Genomic DNA, 23,453 nt, shown 5'->3' on the forward strand with positions numbered 1-23,453 from the left:
AGTTTCGCAGTGGCGACTCATTTTTTTGCATGGCTTTATGGTATAATAAAGCCAGAGAATGGAGAAAAAATCAATGCGTGTAGTCATTATCGGTGGGTCTTTTGCGGGCCTGTCTTGTGCAAAACAATTGCGAAAACTAAACAAGGAAATCGAAATTGTCCTGATTGAAAGTGGGCGTCAGTTGGGCTATGTTCCAAATAGCTTAAACTGGTATTTGCAAGGTCAGACACAGTCTATTGATGAGGGCGTTTTGTACTCTGAGAAAGACTTACGAGACTGGAAGATTGATCTTCGTTTGCAGACAAGTGTCGAGAAAATCGAAGCCACTCATCAGCGTTTGGTGGTGGTTTGTCAAGAACAGCGCGAGTTTTTAACTTATGACAAACTAGTCTGTGCAATGGGATCCAGACCGCAGTCTGATTATATTGAAGGCATGGACTGTGAACTGGTGGTGACGACCAAGGATTTTTCAAATAGCCAACGTTCGCTATCCTTGCTGGAAAAAGCAGAGCAGGTCATCGTCATTGGAGGCGGACCGATTGGGATTGATGCGAGCTACACTCTTTCGCAAAAAGGCAAACAGGTCACCTTGTTGGAAGCAACGGATCGTCTTGATTTTAAACAAACAGACGAAGAGATGGTGCAACCGCTAGTAGAGGCCATGAAAACTGCTGGGGTCAGGCTTGAAATGCGACAACGAGTCACACAGATGACCCAAGTTGGCCAGCAAGTTGCTGTCCATACGCACCAAGGTCAATACCAAGCGGATGCTGTTTTGTTAGCTGTGAATTTTCGTCCCAATAGCCAGTTGCTAGAAGAGGTAGTAGAGCGGCATTCAGATGGTACAATAATGGTCAATGATCAATGCCAAACCAGTATTCCCACTATTTATGCCATTGGAGACCTAATCTTGCAACACCAAGTAGCATCAATGGGTTATTTCCCACTGATTAGTCATGCGATTCGTTCTGGGGAACAGGCTGCGTATGCCTTACATGGCGTTTTACAACCTAAACTCTTGTCGACCAAAATGATGGGGAGTTCCCATTTTGGCTTGTATCGTGCCAGTGTTGGGTTGACACAGGAACAGGCGGACTTGTATCAAGATGTGACGACGCTTCTTTATGAGGAGCCAGTGTCACTGTTAGATGCGACGACCATTCGCTTAAAATTGATTGTGGATACAGAAACTGGCTACTTTTTAGGAGCCCAAGCAGTTTCTAAAGTGGATATCAGCCCATGTATTCAGCTGATTGCGATGGCCATGAGCCAGGGAATCAGTGATCAAGAGATGGCTCGGCAAGACTTTCTCTTAACCATTGGGCAGATGGATGTTTACTATCATTTGCATGAGGCGAGTCGGTTAATTGTTGAAAAGAGGACAGGGACATGCACATCACTCTTTTAATGGAAAAAGCAGAGCAGGCACAATATGAATTGATTGCCTATCTACATCGATTTGACAAGCCTCTTCATCTCAAACAGATTATGGAAGATTTGAACTGTTCCAAGGTCACTCTCTTAAAATACATTGACGCTTTAAATGACAAGATGACGGAGAAACAACTGGCCTGTTCAATTATTTCAGACGGACAAGAGGCCGAATTAGCCCTTGGAAATCAATTGGCATGGGAAGAGTTGGTTGTTGTTTTTTTAGAAAACTCAGTGAAATGGCAAATACTCGGTTACCTGTATCAGCATTCTCATTTTTCCATACCTCAGCTCGCTTTGAAGTTGATGGTTAGTGAGGCAACCTTGAACCGCCACTTAGCAAGCTTAAATCAGATACTAGCAGAGTTTGATTTGGCCATTTCCCAAGGGAGCCTGATGGGGCCGGAATTACAAAAACGCTATGTTTATTACCGTTTGAAAAAGATAGTCTTATCGACTCGAGAAAAACAAGATCTAATCGAAAAACTGGAACACAAAAGAATGATCCTATTATTGGAACGCTTGTGTGGAGCACCCTTATCTTCTCAAAAAAAGCAGGATTTAGCGCTTTGGCTCTGGGTGTCCCAGCAACATTTTAGCAATAAGAAGAAGGACTTTCTACACTTAAACGATGCCATGCTGCCTTACCAGAAAAATGTATTTTATCAGCGATTGGAACGTGCGACCCTTCACCATTTTAGTCAATATGCCATGGAATTTGATGAGGGGGAAGCCCAGGCTTTATTTGCCTTTATGGCTAGTCAATTTGTACTTCCTATTCAAACCATTGAATACATTTTTGGATTTGGAGGACCGATTTCTGATGCGATTACAAATAGCATTCGCCTGATAAAAAAAGAAGGTATTATTGACAAGAAGCGGCATGAACAGATTATTTATGTGCTTGGTCAGTTGCTGGCTGGACAGTATTTTTTCAAAGGCAGCATACTGAGACACCAGTGGTCTTACCAGGTTCAACAGCACCCGATTGCTGAATATGCTACTCCTCAACTCCAAACCATAACTAGGCAACTTCTTCCTGAAGGGAGTTCCAAAGACCAATGGCTTGAAATGCAATGGAAGGTCTTGCAATTATTGATTTTCTTGGTGAGAGAAAAACACCATCCGTTAAAGGTCGCTCTTCATACAGGTGATTGTATACTGGAGAGAGAGTTGCTGGTGCTCCTATTACAAAAGCGCTTAGAGAACAATCAAATGATTGAACTTCTTCCCTATGAGGAGAAAAAAGAGTATGATTGCATGATTACCACAAGTGTGCTTTCGAGTGAACCATCATATCCGACTTATCTTTTGAAAAACGATTTTGCCGTAAAAGATATAGAAAATCTAGTATTATTCTTGAAAGATTGTTTAGAAAACAAAAATCAGACAAAACTCTCTTAAGAAACGAAAATTGCAGGAATATCCATTTGGACATTCCTGCAATTTGTTTATCTAAAAATATGGGGTATAGAGGTTTTAAGCGGTTGTAATGGCAGTTTTTCAAGAAAAAGTTTAGGATAAAAAGTTCGCTAGAGGAAAGTAGATGACAAGGGCAAGGAGTAAAAAGGGGATAAAGGGGATGGTTTGGCTTTGTTTTTTTGTAAGGAGAATAAACAGAATGCCAAACAGGGAGCTGATTTGGATGATCCACAACAAATCGACCAAGTTTAAGGAAAGGGCGATGAGGGCCAAGTAAAGAAAGTCCCCTGAGCCAATTTTTAAAGGAAGGAGTTGGGCTAGTACCGCTAAGGTAAAAAAGACAAAGAAAAGGGAAGAGAAACCTGTGCAAAAAAGAATGCCTACTAAAAAGGCCAACCAAACCAGGATAGGGTATTCCTTGTGTTTGATGTCATAGACAGCTAAGGTTAAACCACACAAGAGAACAAGATAGGTTGAAAAAGAGAGAATCCCATTTCCAACTAAGAGACATAAAATCCCACAAATCGTCTCAAAAACACCATACCAAATAGGAATTTTCTTCTGGCAATAGGCACAGCGAGAGTGGTGGTAGAGTTGGGAAAAAACTGGAATCAAATGCCAAGCCTTAAGCTGTTTTTTGCAATGATTGCAGTGACTAGCTGGAAACACAATGGAAGTATGAGGGAAACGGTCAATCACGAGCCCAAGAAAGGATCCGATACTGGCTCCCATTAAAAATAATAATAAAATTCTCATACTTCTTTATTCGAAAAAGCTTTAGGAAAAGAACAAGTAAATCCTAAATTTTGTTATAATGATACAGATGAAACGATACAATACCTTAAACGATTATTACCGAAAGCTATTTGGCGAAAAGATTTTTAAAGTTCCTATCGATGCTGGATTTGACTGTCCTAATCGAGATGGAACTGTGGCCCATGGTGGCTGTACCTTTTGTACGGTCTCTGGATCAGGGGATGCCATTGTAGCGCCAGATGCTCCGATTCGGGATCAGTTTTACTATGAAATTGATTTTATGCACCGCAAGTGGCCAGAAGTCCAAAAATACTTGGTCTATTTCCAAAATTTTACCAATACCCACGAAGATGTTGCAGTCATTCGGGATCGGTATGAACAAGCCATCAATGAGCCAGGCGTCGTTGGCATCAATATTGGGACTCGTCCAGATTGTCTACCAGATGAAACCTTAGCTTACTTGGCAGAACTCACCGAGCGAATGCATGTGACGATTGAGTTGGGGCTTCAAACCACCTATGAAGAAACTTCTCAACTCATTAACCGTGCTCATTCCTATGAACTCTATGTGGAGACGGTCAAGCGGGTTCGTCAGTTGGTCCCAAAAGCCGAGATTGTGTCCCATTTGATCAATGGTCTGCCAGGAGAGACACATGAGATGATGTTGGAAAATGTCCGCCGCTGTGTCACCGATAACGACATCGATGGTATTAAACTCCATCTCCTGCATCTCATGACCAATACCCGTATGCAACGGGACTACCATGAAGGCCGCCTGCAATTACTGAGTCAAAAAGAGTATGTCAACATTATCTGTGACCAGTTGGAAATCATTCCCAAGCACATTGTCATTCACCGCATTACAGGCGATGCACCGAGGGACATGTTGATTGGCCCCATGTGGAGTCTCAATAAATGGGAAGTCTTAAACGCCATCGACAAGGAAATGGAAAGACGCGGCAGTGTCCAAGGCTGTAAATGCCCCTTGGAAATTGACGAACAAAAGTAAGAGGAGCACATGATGAAACCCATTATCTCCAAAACACCAGAAGTGCCAGAGTTGACGCAGGAAGAAATAGAATTTCTGACCGCAGTCACCTTTGGAGAAAAGGAAGATGCAAGACCTTGTGATGCCCTCTTTGTGTTTGGCGGAACGCATTCAGGGCATTGGGAAAAAGCCATTGAAGCTTATCAAAAGGGCTTAGCCAAACGAATCATCTTGACGGGAGGGATTAGCCCAACTGGAACACCAAATCCAAAGTGGATCCATAATAATCGACCAGAAGCAGAGGTTATGAAAGATTATCTCTTGGCTGCTGGGATTCCTGAAGACCAGATTGTCTATGAAAACCGTTCAACCAATACCTTGGAAAACGTCTTGTTTGCCAAGGAAGTGTTTGATTTTGATTCTATCGAGTCAGTGCTTTTTGTCTGCAAAAGCCATGTGGTGGGGCGACAAGGGCGCACCTTGGCCAAGCATTTGCCAACACACCTAAACTATGTCCCTTATCCGTTTGATGCGACCTACAAAGGCATCTCTTTATCAAGAGAAAACTGGATGGAAACCGAATTAGGTCGCTCGCGAATTTGGGGAGAATACTTGCGGATTCTTCATTACGGGAAATTAGGCCATCTTTTAGAATTAGATGAAGAAAGGGAGACACCATGATCAAACGTCCCATTCACCTCTCGCATGATTTTTTAGCAGAGGTCATAGATGATCAAGCCATTGTGGTGGATGCGACCATGGGAAATGGCAACGACACAGCATTTCTGGCTCGCCTGGCCAAAAAGGTTTACGCCTTTGATGTACAGGAACAGGCCTTGCAAAAAACAGCCCAACGCTTGGAGACAGAAGACCTGTTCAATGTTGAATTGCATTTGTCTGGCCACGAAACAGTTGATACCTTTGTGACAGAACCCATACGGGCAGCGATTTTTAACCTAGGCTATTTACCCAGTGCAGACAAGAGTCTGATTACCAAACCGCATACGACCATTGAAGCCTTGACAAAAATCTTAGGTTTGTTGGAAGTTGGCGGGCGCGTGTCCATCATGGTTTATTATGGACATGAAGGTGGAGACATGGAAAAGGACGCTGTTCTTGAATTTGTCCAAAAACTTCCCCAAGAAGACTATGCCACCATGCTCTACCAACCCTTAAACCAAATCCATACCCCACCATTTTTGATTATGATTGAAAAATTAGTTGGATAGGATAGCCAATCAAAAAACCAGATGCTAAGGATAATGTCATCTTAGCATCTGGTTTCTTTTTATAATTTCGGTTTGATGAAGATGCGGTCGTCGCCAAGGGAAATCAACTCCACTTGGTTGCCGTAGAAATCACCAAGAATATCCTCGGTTAAGATTTTTTCTTTAGGTCCGCTTCCAAGCACTTTTCCGTCCTTTAAAAGAAGGACATGGGTAAAATCAGCCGTAATTTCTTCAGCGTGGTGGGTGACATGGACAATGGCGGGGGCATCTGGTAACTGGCAAATATGATGGATATGCTTGAGCAATTTTTCTCGTGCCAATAAATCAAGGCCAACAGTCGCTTCGTCTAAAATCAAGAGCTCAGGCTTTTCCATTAAACTACGAGCGATGAGAAGGAGCTGCCTTTCGCCTTGTGAGAGACTGGAGTAAGGACGGCCAATCAAATGACCACCATCAATGCTTTTCAGCATCGAGATAGCCTCATCTAGTTCAACTTGACCATATTCCCGATAGAGAATGGAAGATTTGTACTTTCCAGTCAAGACGATTTGTTCAGCTAGAAGATCAGTTGGAAACCGCTCTGTTAAAAAAGAACTCACAATTCCGATTTTCTGACGAAGACTTGGAATGTCTCCCTTGCCAAATTGGACTCCTAAGACTTCAATCTCTCCAGATGATTTCCAAAATTCAGCAGTTAAAATCCGAAGTAGTGTTGATTTCCCTGCACCATTTAAACCTAAAATAGCCCAGCGTTGATTTTCCTTGCATTCCCAATTGATCGTGTCCAGAATATTTCTACCTTGACGGCGATAGGTAATATTTTTAAGGGATAAAACCATAACTTTTCTCTTTCTATTAAGGTATTTTCATTATTTTACCACAAAGTATGATATAATAGGAGTGTTATTTTAAATTAATAGAGGAGATCATCATGGAAGACCCCGGTAGTCAGACCATTTATATTAAACTAATCGTCCTTTTTGGACTTACATTCTTAAACGCCTTTTTCTCAGCTTCTGAAATGGCTTTGGTATCGTTGAACCGTTCCCGTGTGGAGCAAAAGGCTGAAGAAGGCGACAAGCGTTACATTCGCTTGGTAAAGGTATTGGAAAATCCCAATCATTTCTTGTCGACGATTCAGGTTGGTATTACCTTTATTGGAATTTTATCAGGGGCAAGTTTAGCAACTGATTTAGGTGCCGTTTTGGCAAAATGGATGGGAAATGATGCAACGGCACAGACGGTTGGTTACTGGTTAGCACTCGCCTTTTTGACCTATATTTCCATCGTTTTGGGTGAATTGTATCCAAAACGTATTGCCATGAACATGAAGGAAAACCTCGCCATTCTTTCTGCACCTGTTATTAATGGTTTGGGAAGAATTGTCAGCCCCTTTGTTTGGCTCCTATCAGCCTCAACCAATCTTTTGAGTCGGATAACGCCAATGAAGTTTGACGATGCAGATGAACAGATGACCCGCGATGAGATTGAATACATCTTGACCAAGAGTGAAGAAACACTTGATGCCGAAGAAATTGGCATGTTGCAAGGGATTTTTGCCTTGGATGAAATGCTGGCGCGTGAGGTGATGGTGCCTCGTACAGATGCTTTCATGATTGACATCAATGATGATATTCAAAGCAATATCCAAGAAATCCTACGTCAGAATTTCTCTCGGATTCCAGTTTATGATGACGATCGTGATACTATTATTGGTATTTTGCACACAAAACGCCTCTTAGATGCTGGTTTTCGAAATGGTTTTGACAATATTCCGCTTCGGAAAATTTTGCAAAAACCATTGTTTGTTCCCGAAACGATTTTCGTAGACGACCTTTTACGAGAATTGCGCAATACACAAAACCAAATGGCTATCCTCTTAGATGAATATGGTGGAGTGGCCGGTTTGGCAACGCTGGAGGATTTACTAGAAGAAATCGTTGGTGAAATTGATGATGAGACAGACAAGGCCGAGCAATTTGTTCATGAAATTGGGGAGAACACTTATATTGTTTCTGGAACCATGACCTTAAATGAATTCAATGATTACTTTGAGACAAATCTAGAAAGTGATGATGTCGATACTATTGCAGGATTCTATCTAACAGGTGTCGGAACGATTCCAAAACAAGATGAAAAAGAGACCTATGAACTAGATAGTGGCCCATTCCACTTGATCATGATGAATGATAAGGTTAAAAATGGTCGAATTACCAAATTAAAAGTTTTGATGTCGCCGTTGGAAGAAGAAATAGAAGAAAAAGAATAGAAAATAGGATTAGCATATCCTATTTTTCTTTTGTAGAGCTAGCTCTTGCTCTAGTTTTTTATGGGATTTTTTTGTATAATAGGGATATAAAGGAAGTGTTGGATATGCAAGAAATAGATTACAAAAATGTAACCGGTTTAATTCACTCGACAGAGAGTTTTGGAGCAGTAGATGGTCCAGGAATTCGCTTTGTTGTATTTATGCAGGGCTGCCATATGCGCTGCCAATATTGCCATAATCCAGATACTTGGGAACTGGTCAATCCAAATGCGACAGAGCGAACAGCTGAAGATGTCTTGAACGAAGCCCTTCGCTACCGCATGTTTTGGGGAAAAGAAGGTGGCATTACAGTATCTGGTGGGGAAGCGACCATTCAGATTGATTTTTTGATTGCCCTGTTTACCCTAGCCAAGGAAAAAGGAATCCATACGACTTTGGATACCTGTGCCTTGACCTTCCGCTCCACACCACGTTATTTAGAGAAATATTCCCGCTTGATGGAAGTGACTGATCTTGTTTTACTGGATATTAAGGAAATCAATCCTGACCAGCACCGTGTCGTAACAGGACATAGCAATAAAACCATTTTAGAATGTGCCCGTTATTTGTCTGACATCGGAAAACCTGTCTGGATTCGCCATGTCTTGGTGCCAAACTTGACAGACTACGACGAAGATTTAAAAAACTTGGGGGAATTTGTGAAGACTTTGAAGAATGTTGAACGCTTTGAAGTCTTGCCATACCACAATCTTGGAGAATTCAAGTGGCGGGAATTGAATCGCCCTTATCCACTAGAGGGGACCAAGCCACCTAGTAAGGAACGGGTTGAAAATGCCAAACACCTGATGGAGACCGAAAGTTACCAAGAATACCTCAATCGGATTAAAAGTTAATGAAAAAAACTCACTGGTTTGTAGCCCAGTGAGTTTTTCTTTTGCCTAGAGTTTGTTGTCATCCACCTGGTCGAGCCAAGTTGTTGCTGCTGTGATAGTGGATTCCAAGGCTCCTTCTTTAAATGGAGATTGGAGGTTGGCAGCTTCGACAATCTGAAGGAAGGATTTTGTTCCGCCCAAGTCACAGATATGGAGGTAATCTTGCCAAGCTGTTTGGTCCTGGTCAACCTGTGTTCGTTTCCAGAATTGGAGGGCACAAACTTGAGCCAGTGTGTAGTCGATATAGTAAAACGGACTAGCAAAAATATGGCCTTGACGGAACCAGAAGCCGCCTCGCATGAGGAAGTCGGATTCGCTTTCATCACGATCTGGCAGGTAGAGGTCCGCTAACTGTCTCCAAGTGGCCTTTCTTTCTGCTGGGGTCATATCTGGGTTTTCGTATACTTCGTGTTGGAAATGGTCTACCAAGACCCCGTATGGCAAGAAGAGAAGGGTTGACGCCAAATGGCTGAACTTGTATTTATCAACTTGTTCCTTAAAGAAATTTTCCATCCAAGGCCAGGTGATGAATTCCATGGACATGGAGTGGATTTCACAGGATTCATAGGTTGGCCAAATGACTTCTGGACTTTGGATCCAGCGGGAACGGTAAACTTGAAAGGCGTGACCGGCTTCGTGGGTCAAGACATCGATGTCACCGCTTGTCCCGTTAAAATTCGAGAAGATGAAGGGACTCTTGTAATCTGCAATATAGGTACAGTAGCCTCCAGAGTCTTTTCCTTCTTTTGCGACCAGGTCCAAGAGTTCGTGCTCCATCATGAAGTCGAAGAATTCACCTGTTTCGGGTGAGAGCTCACGGTACATCTTTTGGGCTTTTGACACGATAAATTCTGGATCACCTTGTGGTGTGGCATTGCCATCTAAAAATTCCAAGGGGATATCGTAGAACTTCAGTTCATCTAAGCCAAGGCGCTTAGCTTGGCGTTTGCGCAGATTCTGAACAGCTGGGACAACGTGTTTTCGGATTTCGTCACGGTAGACCTTAACCATGTCACGGTTGTAGTCGAAGCGGTTCATCATCTTGTAGCCATACTCAACGTAGTCTTTAAAACCGAGCGTTTTGGCAATCTCATGGCGGACCTTGACCAGTTCATCGTAGATGCGGTCGAAGCTTTCTTCGTTTGCCTCAAAGAAACCAAGCATGGCTTTTTGAGCGGCTTTGCGGGTCTCCCGGTCCGTTGATTGGTTATGAGGGAGCATTTGTGAAAGGTTATAGGTTTTACCTTGGAATTCGATCTTAGCCGAAGCAATCAGATTGTTGTACTCATCCACCAACTGGTTCTCTTTTTGAAAGAGCGGAATGGCGGCTGATGAAAAGGTTTGAAGTTGGTTTTCGGCCATTTTAAAGAAGGTTTCTGGCAACATGTCTGATAGTGCATCACGAAAAGGGCTGGCAACCACTACCCGGTAATAATCCGTGGTTAACTCGTTGAAAAGCGGGCCATATTCATTCCAGAATTTGGTTTCTTCATTGTAAAATGCATCCGTCATGTCCACAGAATGTCGAATACTCCAAAGATTGGACTGGGTATCGATGTGGGAGCTGATTTCTGTAATAGCTTTGACAGTATCAAGGGCTTCTTGGGGCGACTTGGCGTCTTTCAACTCTTTTGTCAAGGCCGTCATCTTTTCCTTAATAGCAGGATAATCCGGCCGTGTATAGGTATAGTCTGAGAATTTCATAGGGTCTCCTTTGTATTTCTCTCAGTAAGAGAGGTCGTCTACTATCTATATTACTCTATTTGGGAAATGATTGCAAATTGGGATTTTGTTCATTCACAAGTCTCTGAAAATATGGTAAAATAAACTGATTACAGAAAAAGAGGTTTTTATACTATGTCAACATCAACGTCAAAATTATTCGTTTTTGGACACCAAAATCCAGATACAGATGCCATTGCGTCATCTTATGGTTGGGCTTACTTGGAGCGCACTGCTTGGGGGCGTGATGCAGAAGCTGTTGCCTTGGGAACACCAAATGAAGAAACCAGCTTTGCTTTGGACTATTTTGGTGTGGAAGCACCGCGTGTGGTGACATCTGCTAAAGCAGAAGGCGTTGAACGCGTGATTTTGACAGACCACAATGAGTTTCAACAATCCATCGAAGACATTCGTGATGTAGAAGTAGTGGCGGTTGTGGACCATCACCGTGTCGCAAACTTTGAAACGGCTAATCCGCTCTACATGCGTTTAGAGCCAGTTGGTTCTGCGTCATCGATTGTTTACCGTGCTTCTAAGGAAGCTGGCTTGACACTGCCAAAAGAGGTGGCAGGATTGCTCTTGTCTGGTTTGATTTCAGATACGCTCTTGTTGAAATCACCAACCACACACGAATCCGATCCACAAGTGGCAGCAGAATTGGCAGAACTGGCAGGCGTTAACTTGGAAGAATATGGTATGGCCTTGTTGAAGGCTGGAACCAACCTTTCTAGCAAAACTGCTGAAGAATTGATTGATATTGATGCCAAGACTTTCCCGTTAAATGGAAACAATGTTCGCGTGGCGCAAGTCAACACCGTTGATATTGCGGAAGTATTGGAACGCCAAGAAGAAATTGAAGCGGCCATGTCAGCTGCAATTGTTGCAGAGGGTTATTCTGATTTTGTCTTGATGATTACAGACATCGTCAATTCCAACTCAGAAATTTTAGCCTTGGGTAGCAACATGGATAAGGTTGAAGCGGCCTTTAACTTTAAACTAGAAAACAACCATGCTTTCTTAGCAGGAGCTGTTTCGCGTAAGAAACAAGTTGTTCCACAATTGACAGAAAGCTTCGGAGCGTAAGCAATGAGCGAATGGCAACATTCGCTTTTTTGGAAGAGATACTGACGTAACCCATTTTCTAAAAATAAAAGAAGACCGAGGACTTGTTAGATGAAGAAAATTGTACTGATTTTAAGTCTTGTGGTGATAAGCCTATTGACGGCTTGTCAGTCTATGGAGAAGGAGCAAAGTGTGAAGACACAAGAAGTTGTGAAAGAAGTAGAGATTAATTGGGACCAAGCTGGCCCTGATGCGAAAGCTAACCAAATTTCATTTGAAATGGTCAAGGCAGATGTAGAAGCTGGTGCCAAGTTTTATGATGTCCGCTCTGCAGAAGAATACCAAACTGCAAATTTTGGGATTACTGAAAATTACCCTATTTCAGATTTACTGGATGGAACATTTCCAGATTTGCCAAAGGATACGACAATCTATGTTCACTGTCTAAAAGGAATCCGTTCAGCTCAAGCTGTCAAAATCTTACGGGAGGCTGGTTTTACCGAGGTCTATGATCTGGGTGGAGTTGAGCACGTTGAAGCCATTGGTGGTGTTTTGGAATAAGAAAAGCGATAAAAAGGGAGCGATGGCTCCCTTTTTGATTTGTTAAGAGAAAGAAACAGAAGTAGGCCCTAATTACGATGAAATAACTCATTGAATCTTTCATTTTTTGGTATAATAGGTCTATGATTATCATTCTCAATCCTAGCAAACTGGCTAGGCAAGATTTTTTTAAAGAGTTGATTCACTTTTTAGCGGAGAATAAAGACGTGACATTGCGGCAGATTAAAACAGCCTTTCCAGATGTTGCAGTTGACCGCCAATTGGAAAGATATATCCAGGCAGGTTATATTCTTCGAGAAAACCGCCGCTATCAAAATGCTTTCTCCCTTTTATCTTCAATAGCTGAAGTTGAAGAGGGAAAGGAGCTATTTGTGGATACCAATCAGCCAATCTATAAAGAGCTCAAGACCTGCTACCAAACGCGGCAGACGCTCAATACCTCAAATGCGGTTATCATTGAAGAAGAGGTGGATCTTTTACGGGAAGACTTGACCCTGGATTCCTATTTTTACAAGATGCAGACTCAAGAAGAACTCAGCCCAGCACAAGCGGAACTCTATGCGATTTTAGGGGATGTCAATCCAGAATATGCGCTCAAGTACATGACAACCTTTCTGTTGAAATTTACCCGTAAAAACAGAGTGTTGCAAAAACGACCAGATATTTTTGTCCGATCCTTGGAAGTTTTGGGTTTTGTTCAAAAAGTGGAAGAACATGCCTATGAATTGTCTATGGAGTTAGATAAAGAAGCATTGCGATATAAAAAAACCAAGAAATCTTAAGGTTTCTTGGTTTTTTTGAATCTTTCGATGATAGATGACCAGTTCTCAGAAGAGGTGGGGTGGAATTTCATATTGATGTTGTCAAAATTTTTCGATAGCTCTTGTAAAAGAGCGGATTTGGTTGGTAGTTGGATAGAACTGGTTTGATTGGCAAGGTTCTCTTTCCAAATTTGAATACGGGTATCAACTAAGAGATGAAAGGCCCTGTCCAACATTGCTTTTTGATTGGGTGTTAAATTTTGGCGGTTTTCTTTTAATTTTTGCCATTTTTGTGGGGTATCAATGGTGATGTCGCTAAACTTAGTGATTCCTGCTTCTAGAAAAAGTCCAAAAAACAAATCGAAAAACTCCTTCAATTCATCATGTGGCAGGCTAGCTGTCCATGTTTTCAAGGTTTGTTCAATCTGGAGGCTATCATTGGTGACGGTTGACACTGTTTTAAATAAATTTCCTTGGGTTTCCCAAGTAAAGGTCAGATGTTGAATCAGTCCTCTAGCTTTGCTCTTGACAATGGTTGCTGGAATCGGGTTTTCGAGCATCATTCCGACAATGGAATCCTGCGGGATATAAGACTGGATGCGTTCTTGGATGGTTTGAAAGCCCTTGGATGCAATCACAGTTTTATGAAGACCGGGTGCATCGAAAGAGTAGACCGCTTCAATGCGATTTTGTAAGTGAGTGGGAAGTGAAGCGCTAGCGTACATGGCTAGGTTCCCACCCTTAGAATGACCAGCTACTTTGATGTTTCCAGGAAGTTGTTCTAGGATGTGGGTTAGGTATTTACTTGCAGCTTCTTGGGCTGGAACCTGTGGCAGATAGGTCATGTGGAAATCTTCTTTCCAGCCAATAATGGTGTCATCTGTCCCACGAAAAACAACTAGGTACTCATTTGGTCGCAATTGGAAGGTCATCGCTGCAAATTGTTTTTGCAAATCGATATTGGTTTCGTTGACATAAGCCAAGGCCTTGCATATTTTAAAGCGTTTGGACTGGCTGATTTGTTCTAACAAACGCAAGCGTTCTGGGATGACCATGCTAAGAGGAGGGTATTTTCCTTGGAATGTGGTAAAAAATACCTGAATCAGCTCTTGGAGCCGAATGGTATTTTCAAGCTGTGAAGCCAAGGGCACCATATTGTCAAAGGGTAAATAGGTCAGTTCTGTTAGTGCAAGAATATCAAGAACTGACGGTTCAATGTCATAGAAGCTATCGTATTGAGTCTCTATGAGATAGTCTAATAAATTTGGCATGCCCTATCCTTTCTGATTTTTACTTATTATACCCTAAATTGTCAGTTCAGAATACATAAAAAGACACCTGTGGTGTCTTTTTTTGTTTATTCAACATGTTTTGTCTTGGTTTGGTTGAGCCATGCATAGGCAATCCCGATAAAGAGACCGGCGCCAAGCCAGTTACCAAAGAAGACGACAATCCACTGGCGAAGAACGTTGATAACGTTGAAAGCTCCGACTTGATCTTTAGCATGGTTAAAGGCCAACAGCATAAAGGATGCAAAGTTGGCTACCAAGTGCTCGTTGATTAAGAAAACGAACATGAAAATGGCAGATACGGCGATAAAGAATTTAGCTGATTCTTCTTTCAGTACCATGTAACCCAAGATAGCAATGTTAACAAACATATTGGCTGTGATCCCTTCGATGAAGTTTGACCAGTCTGATTTGCCGAGTTTGATGTTGACGGCTGTCACAACGAAACTTTTATCGCTTAAGTTTAGGAATGAGAAGGATTGATTAAAGAGATAAGCTAAGATAACTGCGCCTACAAAGTTGAAGAAGGTGCAGTAGAGCAAAATCTTCGTCGCTTTTCCCCAACTCATTTTTTTGTAATAAGCCCCAACGGTTAAATACATCATGTTGGAAGTTGCCAACTCACCATTGAAAATCAAGACAAAGCAGAGACCAATAGCAAAGATAAAGGTAAAGACAAAACGGGCCAGGGCTGGGAATTGACTCGAAATGACATCAGCTCCAATAATTCCAACAGCTGTTGACATGGTCAAGTAAGCTCCTGCAAACATAGAACGAAGGGCATAACGACCAAGGCTTTCATCGAAAAGGGCCTCTTTTTTGCTGCAAGCAGCTGTAATTTTTTCTTCAAAAAATGACATAAAATTTTCCTTTTAATATTTTTCAATAGAAAAGAGATGAGAGATGGCTCACCTCTTTTGGTATGTAAATTAGCTTTCAGAAGCACCAGAGATACCGTCTGTTACAGCAGCGTCATTGGCTTCTTCAGAAGCGCCTGATGTCGCATCCGCTCCGTGAGCAGCTGGTTTCGAATTTGGAATAACTGGTGCAGGATTGCCACCTACCAAACGTTGACCAGTTGCTTCAAGGTACCAATCCAACCATGGTTTGAAGTTGAAGATGATTTCATTGATACCAGCGTAGGAACCATCTGGATAGTACATAGCTTGGTAGTTGTGGGTATTGATGATTTCAGGTGGTGTTCCTGGAACAATGGTCCGCACATATTCTTGGTTACCATTGCGAAGTGTACCAATCACCCATTCCACGTTTTTCATGCGAGCTGGTGGAAGTGTGCCATGAATGGTCCGCATCCGGCTACCAACTTGTTCTTTGACCCGTTTACCAAGCATGGTAGAGGCTTCTTGGTGTTTGTTATTGTAGTACAAGAATTGGTTGTTGTCATCTGCGTAGGTCAATTCAAATGGCATCGCATTTAGGAACATGTCCAATTGGTCAACTGTAAGGAGACCGTTGCTTAATTTGACATAGGTATTGCCTTCTACGGCATTGACTTGTTTGGCTGCTTTTTCTAACCATTCTGGATCATCTGGGTCAATACCACGGACAGTTGTTGCGATTGGTTGTGTACAATCTAAATCTTCAGGTGCGATTGGTTTTGGTTTTTTCAATTGAGATACCACGTCTACATATTTCATAAAGTTATCGAGGCAAGTTTCAAGGAAGGCAACGGTTGATTCATTGATGATGTCACCATTCAAATCGAAGGCTTCTTTGGCTTTACCAAGCAAGAATTCATTACCAGGAAGTGTATAGGCATTAACACCAGGTGCTTCTAAGATTTTACGTAGATGCACTTGAGCGCGTGATGTACCTTGGTCGTAGTAGGAAGCACCAACAATCATCACTGGTTTGTTTTCAAGTGGATGGAGTTTGTAGGATAACCATTCCAAAGTGCTCTTCAAGGCTGGTGTAATGGTATGGTTGTGTTCTGGGGTCGAAATGATGACACCATCTGCACGGGTAATTTTGTTGTAAAGGTAACGGATTGCGAAACAATCAGATTGGTCCTCGTCTTGGTTGAACATTGGGACATCTTTAATTTCTAATAATTCAATCTCGCACTTAATTTTGAACTGACGTTGCATGAATTGGAGCAACATGCGGTTATAGGATTGTTCGGCATTGGAGCCGACGATTGCGACAAATTTCATCTATAATTTCTCCTTCTCGAATACGAGTGGCCTACAAGTAACGATTCGTTTCTTGTTTTGGCCTGCTATTCAGCTAATCTTAGTCTAGGTTTTCCCAGTCAAAGTTTTCAGCTTCTTTACGTAATAATTCCTTAGCGTTAGACAATTTTTCCGTCATTTTGACAAAAAGGCGGAAATCATCAAAGATGGCATCGAGCTTTTGACTTGTTTCGATGTCGTTGAGTTCACCATTTGGGCTAAATGCTTGCAAGGAATGAGACAAGAGGAACTCGTCTGGAAGAACAGTCGCTTTTAATTCAGGAGCGTTCAAAATTTGACGCAACTGCAATTGGGCACGAGAAGAACCAAGTGTACCATATGACGCACCTGTAATCATAACAGGTTTATTGGCCATTGGGTAAACACCGTACGATACCCAAGCAAGGGCATTCATCAAAACAGCTGGGATAGAATGGTCGTATTCAGGGGTACCAATAATAACGCCGTCTGCTTCTTCGATTTTCGCAACCAAGTCTTGAACAATTTCTGGCAAAACGCGGTCAGCAGGTTTGTCGAAAATTGGTAAATCTTTAATCTCCACTAGTTCGATTTCAGCCTTGTCAGCAAAATGGTTTTCCATATGTTGCAAGAGTTTACGGTTTGTAGATTTTGAGGAGTTGGTCCCCACAATTCCGATCAGTTTCATCTAATTCTCCTTAGATTTATTTGGCGAAAAGTAAAACAATTCACAATTCCATGATAACGTTTTCTACTAAAAAAGTCAAGTAGAATTGGATGAATATTGAAAGTTGTCAACAAATTTGCTTGTGAGTTTTCAAACAATTCTCAGAGTGGCGAAATTATCAGAAAAATGTGGCATTATTAAAGTGTGGAAAGGGGAGAAAAAATAGATTATAATAATAGCAAAGTATAGAAAGAGATATGCGTATGCACAAGATTTTACTGGTCGAAGACGATGTGACCATCAACAACTTGGTCAAGAAAAACTTAGAACAATGGGGCTATGAGGTGACCGATATAGCCGATTTTACCCAAGTTTTGCAGGTCTTCACCCAGACAGAGCCCCATTTGGTACTGTTGGACTTGACCCTGCCCTTTTTCAATGGCTATTATTGGTGTCAGGAAATTCGCAAGGTGTCGAAAGTTCCGATTGTCTTTTTGTCCTCCCATGATCAGGCGATGGACATCGTCATGGCCATCAATATGGGGGCGGATGACTATGTGACTAAACCTTTTGAAATGACCGTGCTCTTGGCTAAAATCCAAGGGATTTTAAGGCGTTCTTACGAATTTGGTGGTGAGGTAGACAGCAGCCTTTTGGACTACCAAGGCTTGGTGCTGGACCTCAAGACAACCCAGCTTCATTATCAGGGCCAGACCTTGGACTTGACTAAGAATGAATTTCAAATTTTACAAGTCCTGATGCGGCATGGTCATCAGGTCGTGAGTCGAGAAGACCTCATGCAGGCCTTGTGGCAGAGCGATCTCTTTATCGATGACAATACCCTGACGGTCAATGTGACCAGGCTCCGTAAAAAACTAGGAGATGTGGGATTGGACCAGTTGATTGTGACCAAGAAAGGGCTGGGCTACTGCTTGGCAGCATTGGAGGGCTAAGATGAAGCAATTTTTAACACAGTGGCTGCGGTCTAGACTGGCTTGGTTGGTGTTACTGGGCTTGGTCTTAGGCCTACTTCTTGAGTTTGCACTGGTTTTTGAGGACCTTCAGCCAGTCTTGCTCTACCAGGTATCATTGCTAGCTGTTTTTATCCTAGTCTGTGGTCTTTGGGACTTGGTCCGTGAATGGCGCAAGTACCAGAATGGCTTGCAGGAGCGAGCAGTGGCAGAAAGTGTACTCAGCTCTCTTGAGATGGTTTTACAGGATCACATCGACAGGCAAAAAGAACACATCAAGGCCCAGCAAGTCGCAGCTAGAAGCAAGCAAGAAGAGACCTTGGACTATTTTACCCTTTGGGCCCATCAGATTAAGACACCTCTGACAGCTAGTCAATTGCTCCTAAAGGAATTGCCCGACAACCAGACCAAGAAAGACTTGTCGCAGGAACTTTTTCGGGTCGCTCAGTATGCTGATATGGCCATGACCTATCTGCGATTGGAAAGTTTCCACGAGGACTTGGTCTTGACGGAGGTGGATCTTTACGACTTGGTCAGAGAAGTGGTCAAAAAGTATGCCCTCTTTTTTATCCAGCAGTCGATCCAGCTGGACTTGCAGCCCTTTGATAAGACAGTGACGACAGACGCCAAGTGGTTAGCCGTAGTCTTGGAACAAATCCTGTCAAACGCCGTCAAGTACACGAGGTCAGGAACCATTGCGATTTATTTGGAAGATGACAGGTTGATCGTGGCTGATACAGGTATGGGGATTCAACAAAGTGATTTGAACAGAGTTTTTGAGCGAGGATTTTCAGGTTTTAATGGCCGTGTGAACCGGCAGTCGTCGGGTCTTGGACTCTATCTGTCCAAGACCATTATGGAAAAGTTGGGACACCAGATTGCATTGACCTCTCAGGTGGGTGAGGGAACGCAAGTGAGTCTGCGTTTTCCAAAAACGACCCTGGCTCAGGATTAACAACCTTACAAACCTGTAAGGTTAACCCCCTCAAATGAAAGGTAAATCTAAGGTAGCAGGCTTTTGATTACGGTAAACTAGAATCAAATCAGGGGACGTTCCCTAAAATCAAACGAAAAGAGATTACCTTATGCCACTCTTAGATGTGCAACATATCCAAAAAATATATAAAACCCGTTTTTCCAGCAATCAGGTGGAAGCCTTAAAAGACATTCATTTCACAGTTGACGAGGGCGAATACGTCGCTATCATGGGGGAATCGGGCTCAGGGAAATCGACCCTGCTCAATATCCTAGCCATGCTGGACACGCCAACAGCTGGTCAGGTCTTGCTCAATGGCACAGACACGCAGTCCATCAAGACCAAGGATGCGTCAGCTTTTCGTCGGGAAAAGTTGGGATTTGTGTTCCAGGACTTTAACTTGCTAGACACCCTTTCTGTCAAGGACAATGTAGTGTTGCCCCTGGTTTTATCCCGCCGACCGGTCGGTGAGATGAACAAACGCATGCTAGAAGTCCTCAACCAACTGGGGATTGCTAGTCTTAAGGATAAGATGCCTTATGAGTTATCCGGTGGACAGAAACAGCGGGTAGCGGTGGCACGTGCTATCATCAGCAAGCCTGAGATTCTACTGGCTGATGAGCCAACTGGGGCCCTTGATTCCAAGTCATCCGCGACACTTTTAGATGTCTTTGAAGCCATCAACCAGACAGGGCAGACCATTCTCATGGTGACCCACTCGACCAGTGCAGCCAGCCGGGCTAACCGTGTCCTCTTTATCAAGGACGGCAGACTTTACAATCAAATTTTCCGTGGTAACAAGACGGAACGCCAAATGTTCCAGCAGATTTCAGATACCTTAACCGTTATGGCAGGAGGTGAGTAAGATGTTTGGACTTATCCGCCAACTAGCTGTTAGTAACCTTGTCAAAAACCGCTCACTCTATTATCCCTTTGCTCTAGCGACCAGCCTGACTGTTGCCATCTTTTACATCTTTGTATCGCTGACACTGAATCCAGGCTTGCGGTCGGTCTACGGCGGGGCACAAGTGATAACGATGTTGGGGTTAGGCCTCTTTATTGTCGCTCTTGCTTCGGTGGCTATTGTTACCTATGCCAATAGCTTTGTTATGAAAAACAGAACCAAAGAGATGGGGCTCTATGAGATTCTTGGGCTAAACAAGGGTCACCTCATTCAGATGGCAGGTCTGGAACTCTTTATGTTTGCTATCATGAGTATCGGGCTTGGTTTAGGCTTGGGCCTGCTTTTAGACCAGCTGATTTATGCCATTCTTCTCAAACTCATGGATTGGGAAGTCGTCTTGGCCTCCACCTTCCAGTGGATCAGTGTGTTTCTGACCATTGCGATATTTATTGGAATTTTTACCCTAACCTTTATGCTCAATACGGTCAAATTGCTTCGGCTCAATGCCTTAGAGCTCAACCGTGACAGCAAAAAAGGGGAGAAGAAGGGACGTTTTTTAGGCTTGCAAACGATAATCGGTTTGGCCCTTCTTGCGGCAGGGTATTACCTGGCTAATACGGTGAAGGATCCGGTTGTGGCAATGTCAATCTTTTTTATCGCTGTTCTTTTGGTCATGGCTGCAACCTACCTCCTCTTTAACGCTGGGATTACGGTCTTCCTTCGTTTTTTGAAAAAGCGTGAGGGGTATTATTATCAACCGAAAAACTTTATTTCAACCTCGAACCTCATCTTCAGGATGAAGAAAAATGCCATGGGTCTTGCGACCATTGCCATCTTGTCTACTATGGTCCTGGTGACTTTGGCGGGTGGGTCCAGTATTTATATGGGAACCAATAGCTTTGTCGCCAGAAGCAACCCCCATGACTTTGCTTTAAATTTTATCAAGGTTCCAACGGATTCAACGACCTTGTCTGAAATGGCAACTTTGGCCGGTGAGTTTCAAGAGTCAGAAAATGTGAAACCGACTAAGGAAGTAGCTTTTGATTATGCCATGGGGTCTTTGGCAGCCTTTGCCAACAATGAAGCTAAGCTCTATGACCGTGAAACGGTTGGCATGCCAGCAGGGGTCATCTACATTGTAGGGGAAAAGGATTATGCGAAAATGACCGGCGAGACTCTTGATTTGGATTCGGGTCAGGCCATGGTCTTGTCAGAGGGGGCTGTTCTTGACAAACAACAACCGCTCGTTATTGATGGTCAATCGTTTGCAGTCGTTGAGCAATCCGCTAAAAACTTTATCAAGGCAAATGTGTCTGACAACCTTGGTGGGATATTTAGCGAGTCCCTTTATGTGGTGGTTGATGACTTGGAAGTAGCGATGCAAGGCTTTGCCAGCTATGACCCAACCAGTGACCAGCTTACTAGTCTAGCCCAATACTACTATGTCGGATTTGATACTAAACTAAGCCAAGAAGATCAGCTGGCCTTGGATGGTCCTTTTGAACATTTCGTTACCAATCATCGCTTGAATCAATCAGGCAATATCACCTATTCTGGCAAGGCGAGAACGGTTAAAGAAATTACAACGCTTTTTGGCTCCCTCTTCTTTATTGGGATGCTACTGACGGTCATCTTTATGTTGGGAACGGTTCTGGTCATTTACTACAAGCAGGTATCTGAAGGCTATGAGGACCGAGAAAACTTTGTGATTCTCCAACAGGTCGGGTTGGACGAAGACCAGACCAGACAAACCATTCGCAAACAAGTTTTGGTGGTCTTTCTCTTGCCACTCATCTGTGCCTTTGTTCACCTTGCTGCAGCATTCAAAATGTTGGACAAGATTTTGCACCTCTTTGTGCCGATGTCGACTGGTCAAATCCTCCAAGTGACCCTAGGGGTATGCGGAGCCTTTCTCCTTGTCTATCTAGCTGTCTTTGCCATCACCTCACGTAGTTACCGCAAGATTGTTAGTCGTTAACAGGCCAACTCTCCTCCAAATAAGAATTTGGAGGATTTTTTGCTGGCTATCCGTCCCTTACCTTTTTCCTTAAATTTTGATATAATAAGGTATAAGTATAACAAGAGAAAAGGAGTTTTATGATGTCTAATGACTTAACAGTTGGTCTTGTTTTTCTACTGTTTGCCGTTATTATAGCCTTTGTGGTGAAACCATGGTATCTAGGATTGCCTTTTTTGGTGAGTGGACTCTACTTTGTGACCAAAGCTCTGACAGACGAAAAAGATAAGGAAAACAAAAACCATGACATTTGAGGAGATTTTACCAGGTCTTAAGGCCAAGAAAAAATATGTGCGCACTGGCTGGGGAGGGGCAGAAAACTATGTCCAGCTCTTTGACACGATTGAGGTCAATGGTACCAAGCTTGAGGCGACGCCCTACTTCCTCATCAATGTAACCGGTGAAGGGGAAGGCTTCTCCATGTGGAGCCCGACACCTTGTGATGTGCTGGCGACAGATTGGGTGGAAGTCCATGACTAAGCGGGTGCTGGTGACAGGTGCTTCATCCGGCATTGGTCTTGCTCAGGCAAGGCTTTTTTTGGAAAAAGGCTACGCGGTTTACGGGATAGATCTGGCTGAAAAACCTGCTCTCTCCGGTTCATTTGAGTTTCTGCAGTTGGATCTGACAGGAGATTTGTCAGCTGTGTTTGACTGGTTGCCAAAAGTTGATATTCTCTGCAATACAGCAGGAATCTTAGACGATTACCTACCACTTTTAGACATGCCAGAAGACCGATTTGAGCAGGTCTTTCAGACTAATTTTTTGGCCACAGTCAAGCTGACTCGCCACTACTTGGTTGACATGGTGTCCCGAAAATCAGGCATCATCATTAATATGTGCTCGATTGCTTCTTTTCTAGCAGGTGGTGGCGGAGCGGCTTACACAGCTTCAAAACACGCCTTAGCAGGCTTTACCCGCCAGCTGGCGCTGGACTATGCGTCGTCTGGCATCCAGGTATTTGGTATCGCACCAGGAGCTGTAGAGACCAATATGACCAAAGCTGATTTTGAGCCAGGTGGCCTGGCTGACTGGGTGGCTTCGGAAACACCGATTAAACGCTGGACACAGCCAGAAGAGATTGCCGAACTAACCCTCTTTTTGGCTTCAGGAAAAGCCAGTTCCATGCAGGGCGAAATTGTCAAAATCGATGGCGGTTGGAGTTTGAAATGAAAAAAGTATATTTACAATCCATCTATTTAAGGCTTTGGCTAGGGCAGACGGTTTCTATCCTGGATAGCAAATCTGGCTTGAAACGCCAAATCAAAGACCGCAAAGCTTACAAGATAATTGTCGGACTTGTGTCCGACTGGCAAGGAGAATGAGA

At 43.1% G+C, this 23,453-nt stretch carries 25 protein-coding genes; 18 read left to right on the top strand and 7 right to left on the bottom strand.

All coding sequences use genetic code 11. The features are described 5' to 3' along the window. Window positions 1–73: 73 nt before the first annotated feature. The gene (locus tag ACVR1I_RS08095; protein WP_447443515.1) at window positions 74–1,408 is read left to right on the top strand and encodes an FAD-dependent oxidoreductase; all 1,335 of its coding nucleotides are present in this window, start codon (window positions 74–76) and stop codon (window positions 1,406–1,408) included. Next, window positions 1,390–2,835, top strand: a complete 1,446-nt coding sequence (locus ACVR1I_RS08100) for a helix-turn-helix domain-containing protein (RefSeq protein WP_447443516.1) — start codon at window positions 1,390–1,392, stop codon at window positions 2,833–2,835. The genes ACVR1I_RS08095 and ACVR1I_RS08100 overlap by 19 nt, the downstream gene beginning before the upstream one ends. A gap of 111 nt (window positions 2,836–2,946) precedes the next feature. On the opposite strand, the gene ACVR1I_RS08105 is transcribed toward ACVR1I_RS08100, so the two are convergent. Next, complete coding sequence (locus ACVR1I_RS08105; protein ID WP_447443517.1) at window positions 2,947–3,609, bottom strand: prepilin peptidase; 663 nt, start codon at window positions 3,607–3,609, stop codon at window positions 2,947–2,949. A 58-nt stretch (window positions 3,610–3,667) separates the two neighbouring features. Here ACVR1I_RS08105 and mnmL point away from each other — a divergent pair, with 58 nt between their 5' ends. From mnmL to mnmM, 3 genes are read left to right on the top strand one after another with little or no spacing between them, the layout of a single operon-like run. Further along, window positions 3,668–4,618 (top strand): tRNA modification radical SAM protein MnmL/YtqA, encoded by a 951-nt coding sequence (gene mnmL, locus ACVR1I_RS08110; protein WP_447443518.1) that lies wholly within the window; start codon window positions 3,668–3,670, stop codon window positions 4,616–4,618. Between the two features lie 12 nt (window positions 4,619–4,630). Beyond that, window positions 4,631–5,278: a YdcF family protein gene (locus tag ACVR1I_RS08115; protein WP_447443654.1), complete on the top strand. Its 648-nt coding sequence runs from the start codon at window positions 4,631–4,633 to the stop codon at window positions 5,276–5,278. Beyond that, window positions 5,275–5,826 carry a tRNA 5-(aminomethyl)-2-thiouridylate-methyltransferase MnmM gene (gene mnmM / locus ACVR1I_RS08120; RefSeq protein ID WP_447443519.1) on the top strand — a complete coding sequence of 184 codons (552 nt, stop codon included), beginning with the start codon at window positions 5,275–5,277 and terminating at the stop codon, window positions 5,824–5,826. Before ACVR1I_RS08115 ends, mnmM begins: the two co-directional genes overlap by 4 nt. Window positions 5,827–5,885: 59 nt before the next feature. Here mnmM and ACVR1I_RS08125 read toward each other — a convergent pair whose 3' ends face one another. Continuing rightward, window positions 5,886–6,665: an ABC transporter ATP-binding protein gene (locus ACVR1I_RS08125; RefSeq protein ID WP_447443520.1), complete on the bottom strand. Its 780-nt coding sequence runs from the start codon at window positions 6,663–6,665 to the stop codon at window positions 5,886–5,888. A 92-nt stretch (window positions 6,666–6,757) separates the two neighbouring features. Here ACVR1I_RS08125 and ACVR1I_RS08130 point away from each other — a divergent pair, with 92 nt between their 5' ends. Then, entirely contained in the window at window positions 6,758–8,095 is a 1,338-nt protein-coding gene (locus tag ACVR1I_RS08130; RefSeq protein WP_447443521.1) for a hemolysin family protein, read from the top strand. A gap of 104 nt (window positions 8,096–8,199) precedes the next feature. Beyond that, on the top strand, window positions 8,200–8,988 hold the full coding sequence (gene pflA / locus ACVR1I_RS08135; RefSeq protein ID WP_447443522.1) for a pyruvate formate-lyase-activating protein: 789 nt from the start codon (window positions 8,200–8,202) through the stop codon (window positions 8,986–8,988). Window positions 8,989–9,033: 45 nt separating this feature from the next. On the opposite strand, the gene ACVR1I_RS08140 is transcribed toward pflA, so the two are convergent. Then, window positions 9,034–10,731, bottom strand: coding sequence for a M3 family oligoendopeptidase (locus ACVR1I_RS08140; protein ID WP_447443523.1), 1,698 nt, complete (start codon window positions 10,729–10,731; stop codon window positions 9,034–9,036). A 153-nt stretch (window positions 10,732–10,884) separates the two neighbouring features. Here ACVR1I_RS08140 and ACVR1I_RS08145 point away from each other — a divergent pair, with 153 nt between their 5' ends. From ACVR1I_RS08145 to ACVR1I_RS08155, 3 genes are all read left to right on the top strand, one after another. Beyond that, window positions 10,885–11,832 carry a manganese-dependent inorganic pyrophosphatase gene (locus tag ACVR1I_RS08145; protein WP_447443524.1) on the top strand — a complete coding sequence of 316 codons (948 nt, stop codon included), beginning with the start codon at window positions 10,885–10,887 and terminating at the stop codon, window positions 11,830–11,832. Window positions 11,833–11,922: 90 nt separating this feature from the next. Continuing rightward, on the top strand, window positions 11,923–12,372 hold the full coding sequence (locus tag ACVR1I_RS08150; RefSeq protein ID WP_447443525.1) for a rhodanese-like domain-containing protein: 450 nt from the start codon (window positions 11,923–11,925) through the stop codon (window positions 12,370–12,372). A 122-nt stretch (window positions 12,373–12,494) separates the two neighbouring features. After that, window positions 12,495–13,154 carry a DUF1803 domain-containing protein gene (locus ACVR1I_RS08155; RefSeq protein WP_447443526.1) on the top strand — a complete coding sequence of 220 codons (660 nt, stop codon included), beginning with the start codon at window positions 12,495–12,497 and terminating at the stop codon, window positions 13,152–13,154. On the opposite strand, the gene ACVR1I_RS08160 is transcribed toward ACVR1I_RS08155, so the two are convergent. The 4 genes from ACVR1I_RS08160 to ACVR1I_RS08175 form a co-directional block, all read right to left on the bottom strand. After that, window positions 13,151–14,404, bottom strand: coding sequence for a DUF2974 domain-containing protein (locus tag ACVR1I_RS08160; protein ID WP_447443527.1), 1,254 nt, complete (start codon window positions 14,402–14,404; stop codon window positions 13,151–13,153). The genes ACVR1I_RS08155 and ACVR1I_RS08160 overlap by 4 nt on opposite strands. 86 nt (window positions 14,405–14,490) lie before the next feature. Continuing rightward, window positions 14,491–15,282, bottom strand: coding sequence for a formate/nitrite transporter family protein (locus ACVR1I_RS08165; RefSeq protein ID WP_447443528.1), 792 nt, complete (start codon window positions 15,280–15,282; stop codon window positions 14,491–14,493). Window positions 15,283–15,351: 69 nt separating this feature from the next. Continuing rightward, entirely contained in the window at window positions 15,352–16,596 is a 1,245-nt protein-coding gene (locus ACVR1I_RS08170) for an NAD(P)H-dependent oxidoreductase (RefSeq protein WP_447443529.1), read from the bottom strand. Between the two features lie 79 nt (window positions 16,597–16,675). Then, the gene (locus ACVR1I_RS08175) at window positions 16,676–17,281 is read right to left on the bottom strand and encodes an NADPH-dependent FMN reductase (protein WP_447443530.1); all 606 of its coding nucleotides are present in this window, start codon (window positions 17,279–17,281) and stop codon (window positions 16,676–16,678) included. A 242-nt stretch (window positions 17,282–17,523) separates the two neighbouring features. On the opposite strand from ACVR1I_RS08175, the gene ACVR1I_RS08180 reads away from it, so the two are divergent. The 8 genes from ACVR1I_RS08180 to ACVR1I_RS08215 all read left to right on the top strand — a co-directional run bounded on the left by ACVR1I_RS08180 (window position 17,524) and on the right by ACVR1I_RS08215 (window position 23,451). Next, complete coding sequence (locus ACVR1I_RS08180; RefSeq protein ID WP_447443531.1) at window positions 17,524–18,213, top strand: response regulator transcription factor; 690 nt, start codon at window positions 17,524–17,526, stop codon at window positions 18,211–18,213. Between the two features lies 1 nt (window position 18,214). Beyond that, window positions 18,215–19,186 (top strand): sensor histidine kinase, encoded by a 972-nt coding sequence (locus ACVR1I_RS08185; RefSeq protein ID WP_447443532.1) that lies wholly within the window; start codon window positions 18,215–18,217, stop codon window positions 19,184–19,186. A 130-nt stretch (window positions 19,187–19,316) separates the two neighbouring features. After that, window positions 19,317–20,072 (top strand): ABC transporter ATP-binding protein, encoded by a 756-nt coding sequence (locus ACVR1I_RS08190; protein ID WP_447443533.1) that lies wholly within the window; start codon window positions 19,317–19,319, stop codon window positions 20,070–20,072. Window position 20,073: 1 nt separating this feature from the next. After that, the gene (locus ACVR1I_RS08195) at window positions 20,074–22,089 is read left to right on the top strand and encodes an ABC transporter permease (RefSeq protein WP_447443534.1); all 2,016 of its coding nucleotides are present in this window, start codon (window positions 20,074–20,076) and stop codon (window positions 22,087–22,089) included. 122 nt (window positions 22,090–22,211) lie between these two features. Next, window positions 22,212–22,382 carry a hypothetical protein gene (locus tag ACVR1I_RS08200; protein ID WP_447443535.1) on the top strand — a complete coding sequence of 57 codons (171 nt, stop codon included), beginning with the start codon at window positions 22,212–22,214 and terminating at the stop codon, window positions 22,380–22,382. Next, complete coding sequence (locus ACVR1I_RS08205) at window positions 22,372–22,608, top strand: DUF2829 domain-containing protein (RefSeq protein WP_307120830.1); 237 nt, start codon at window positions 22,372–22,374, stop codon at window positions 22,606–22,608. Before ACVR1I_RS08200 ends, ACVR1I_RS08205 begins: the two co-directional genes overlap by 11 nt. Further along, complete coding sequence (locus tag ACVR1I_RS08210; RefSeq protein ID WP_447443536.1) at window positions 22,601–23,299, top strand: 3-oxoacyl-ACP reductase; 699 nt, start codon at window positions 22,601–22,603, stop codon at window positions 23,297–23,299. The genes ACVR1I_RS08205 and ACVR1I_RS08210 overlap by 8 nt, the downstream gene beginning before the upstream one ends. Next, complete coding sequence (locus tag ACVR1I_RS08215; RefSeq protein WP_447443537.1) at window positions 23,296–23,451, top strand: DUF3977 family protein; 156 nt, start codon at window positions 23,296–23,298, stop codon at window positions 23,449–23,451. The genes ACVR1I_RS08210 and ACVR1I_RS08215 overlap by 4 nt, the downstream gene beginning before the upstream one ends. The last annotated feature ends 2 nt before the right edge of the window (window positions 23,452–23,453 follow it).

The organism is Streptococcus cameli, from assembly GCF_053207365.1.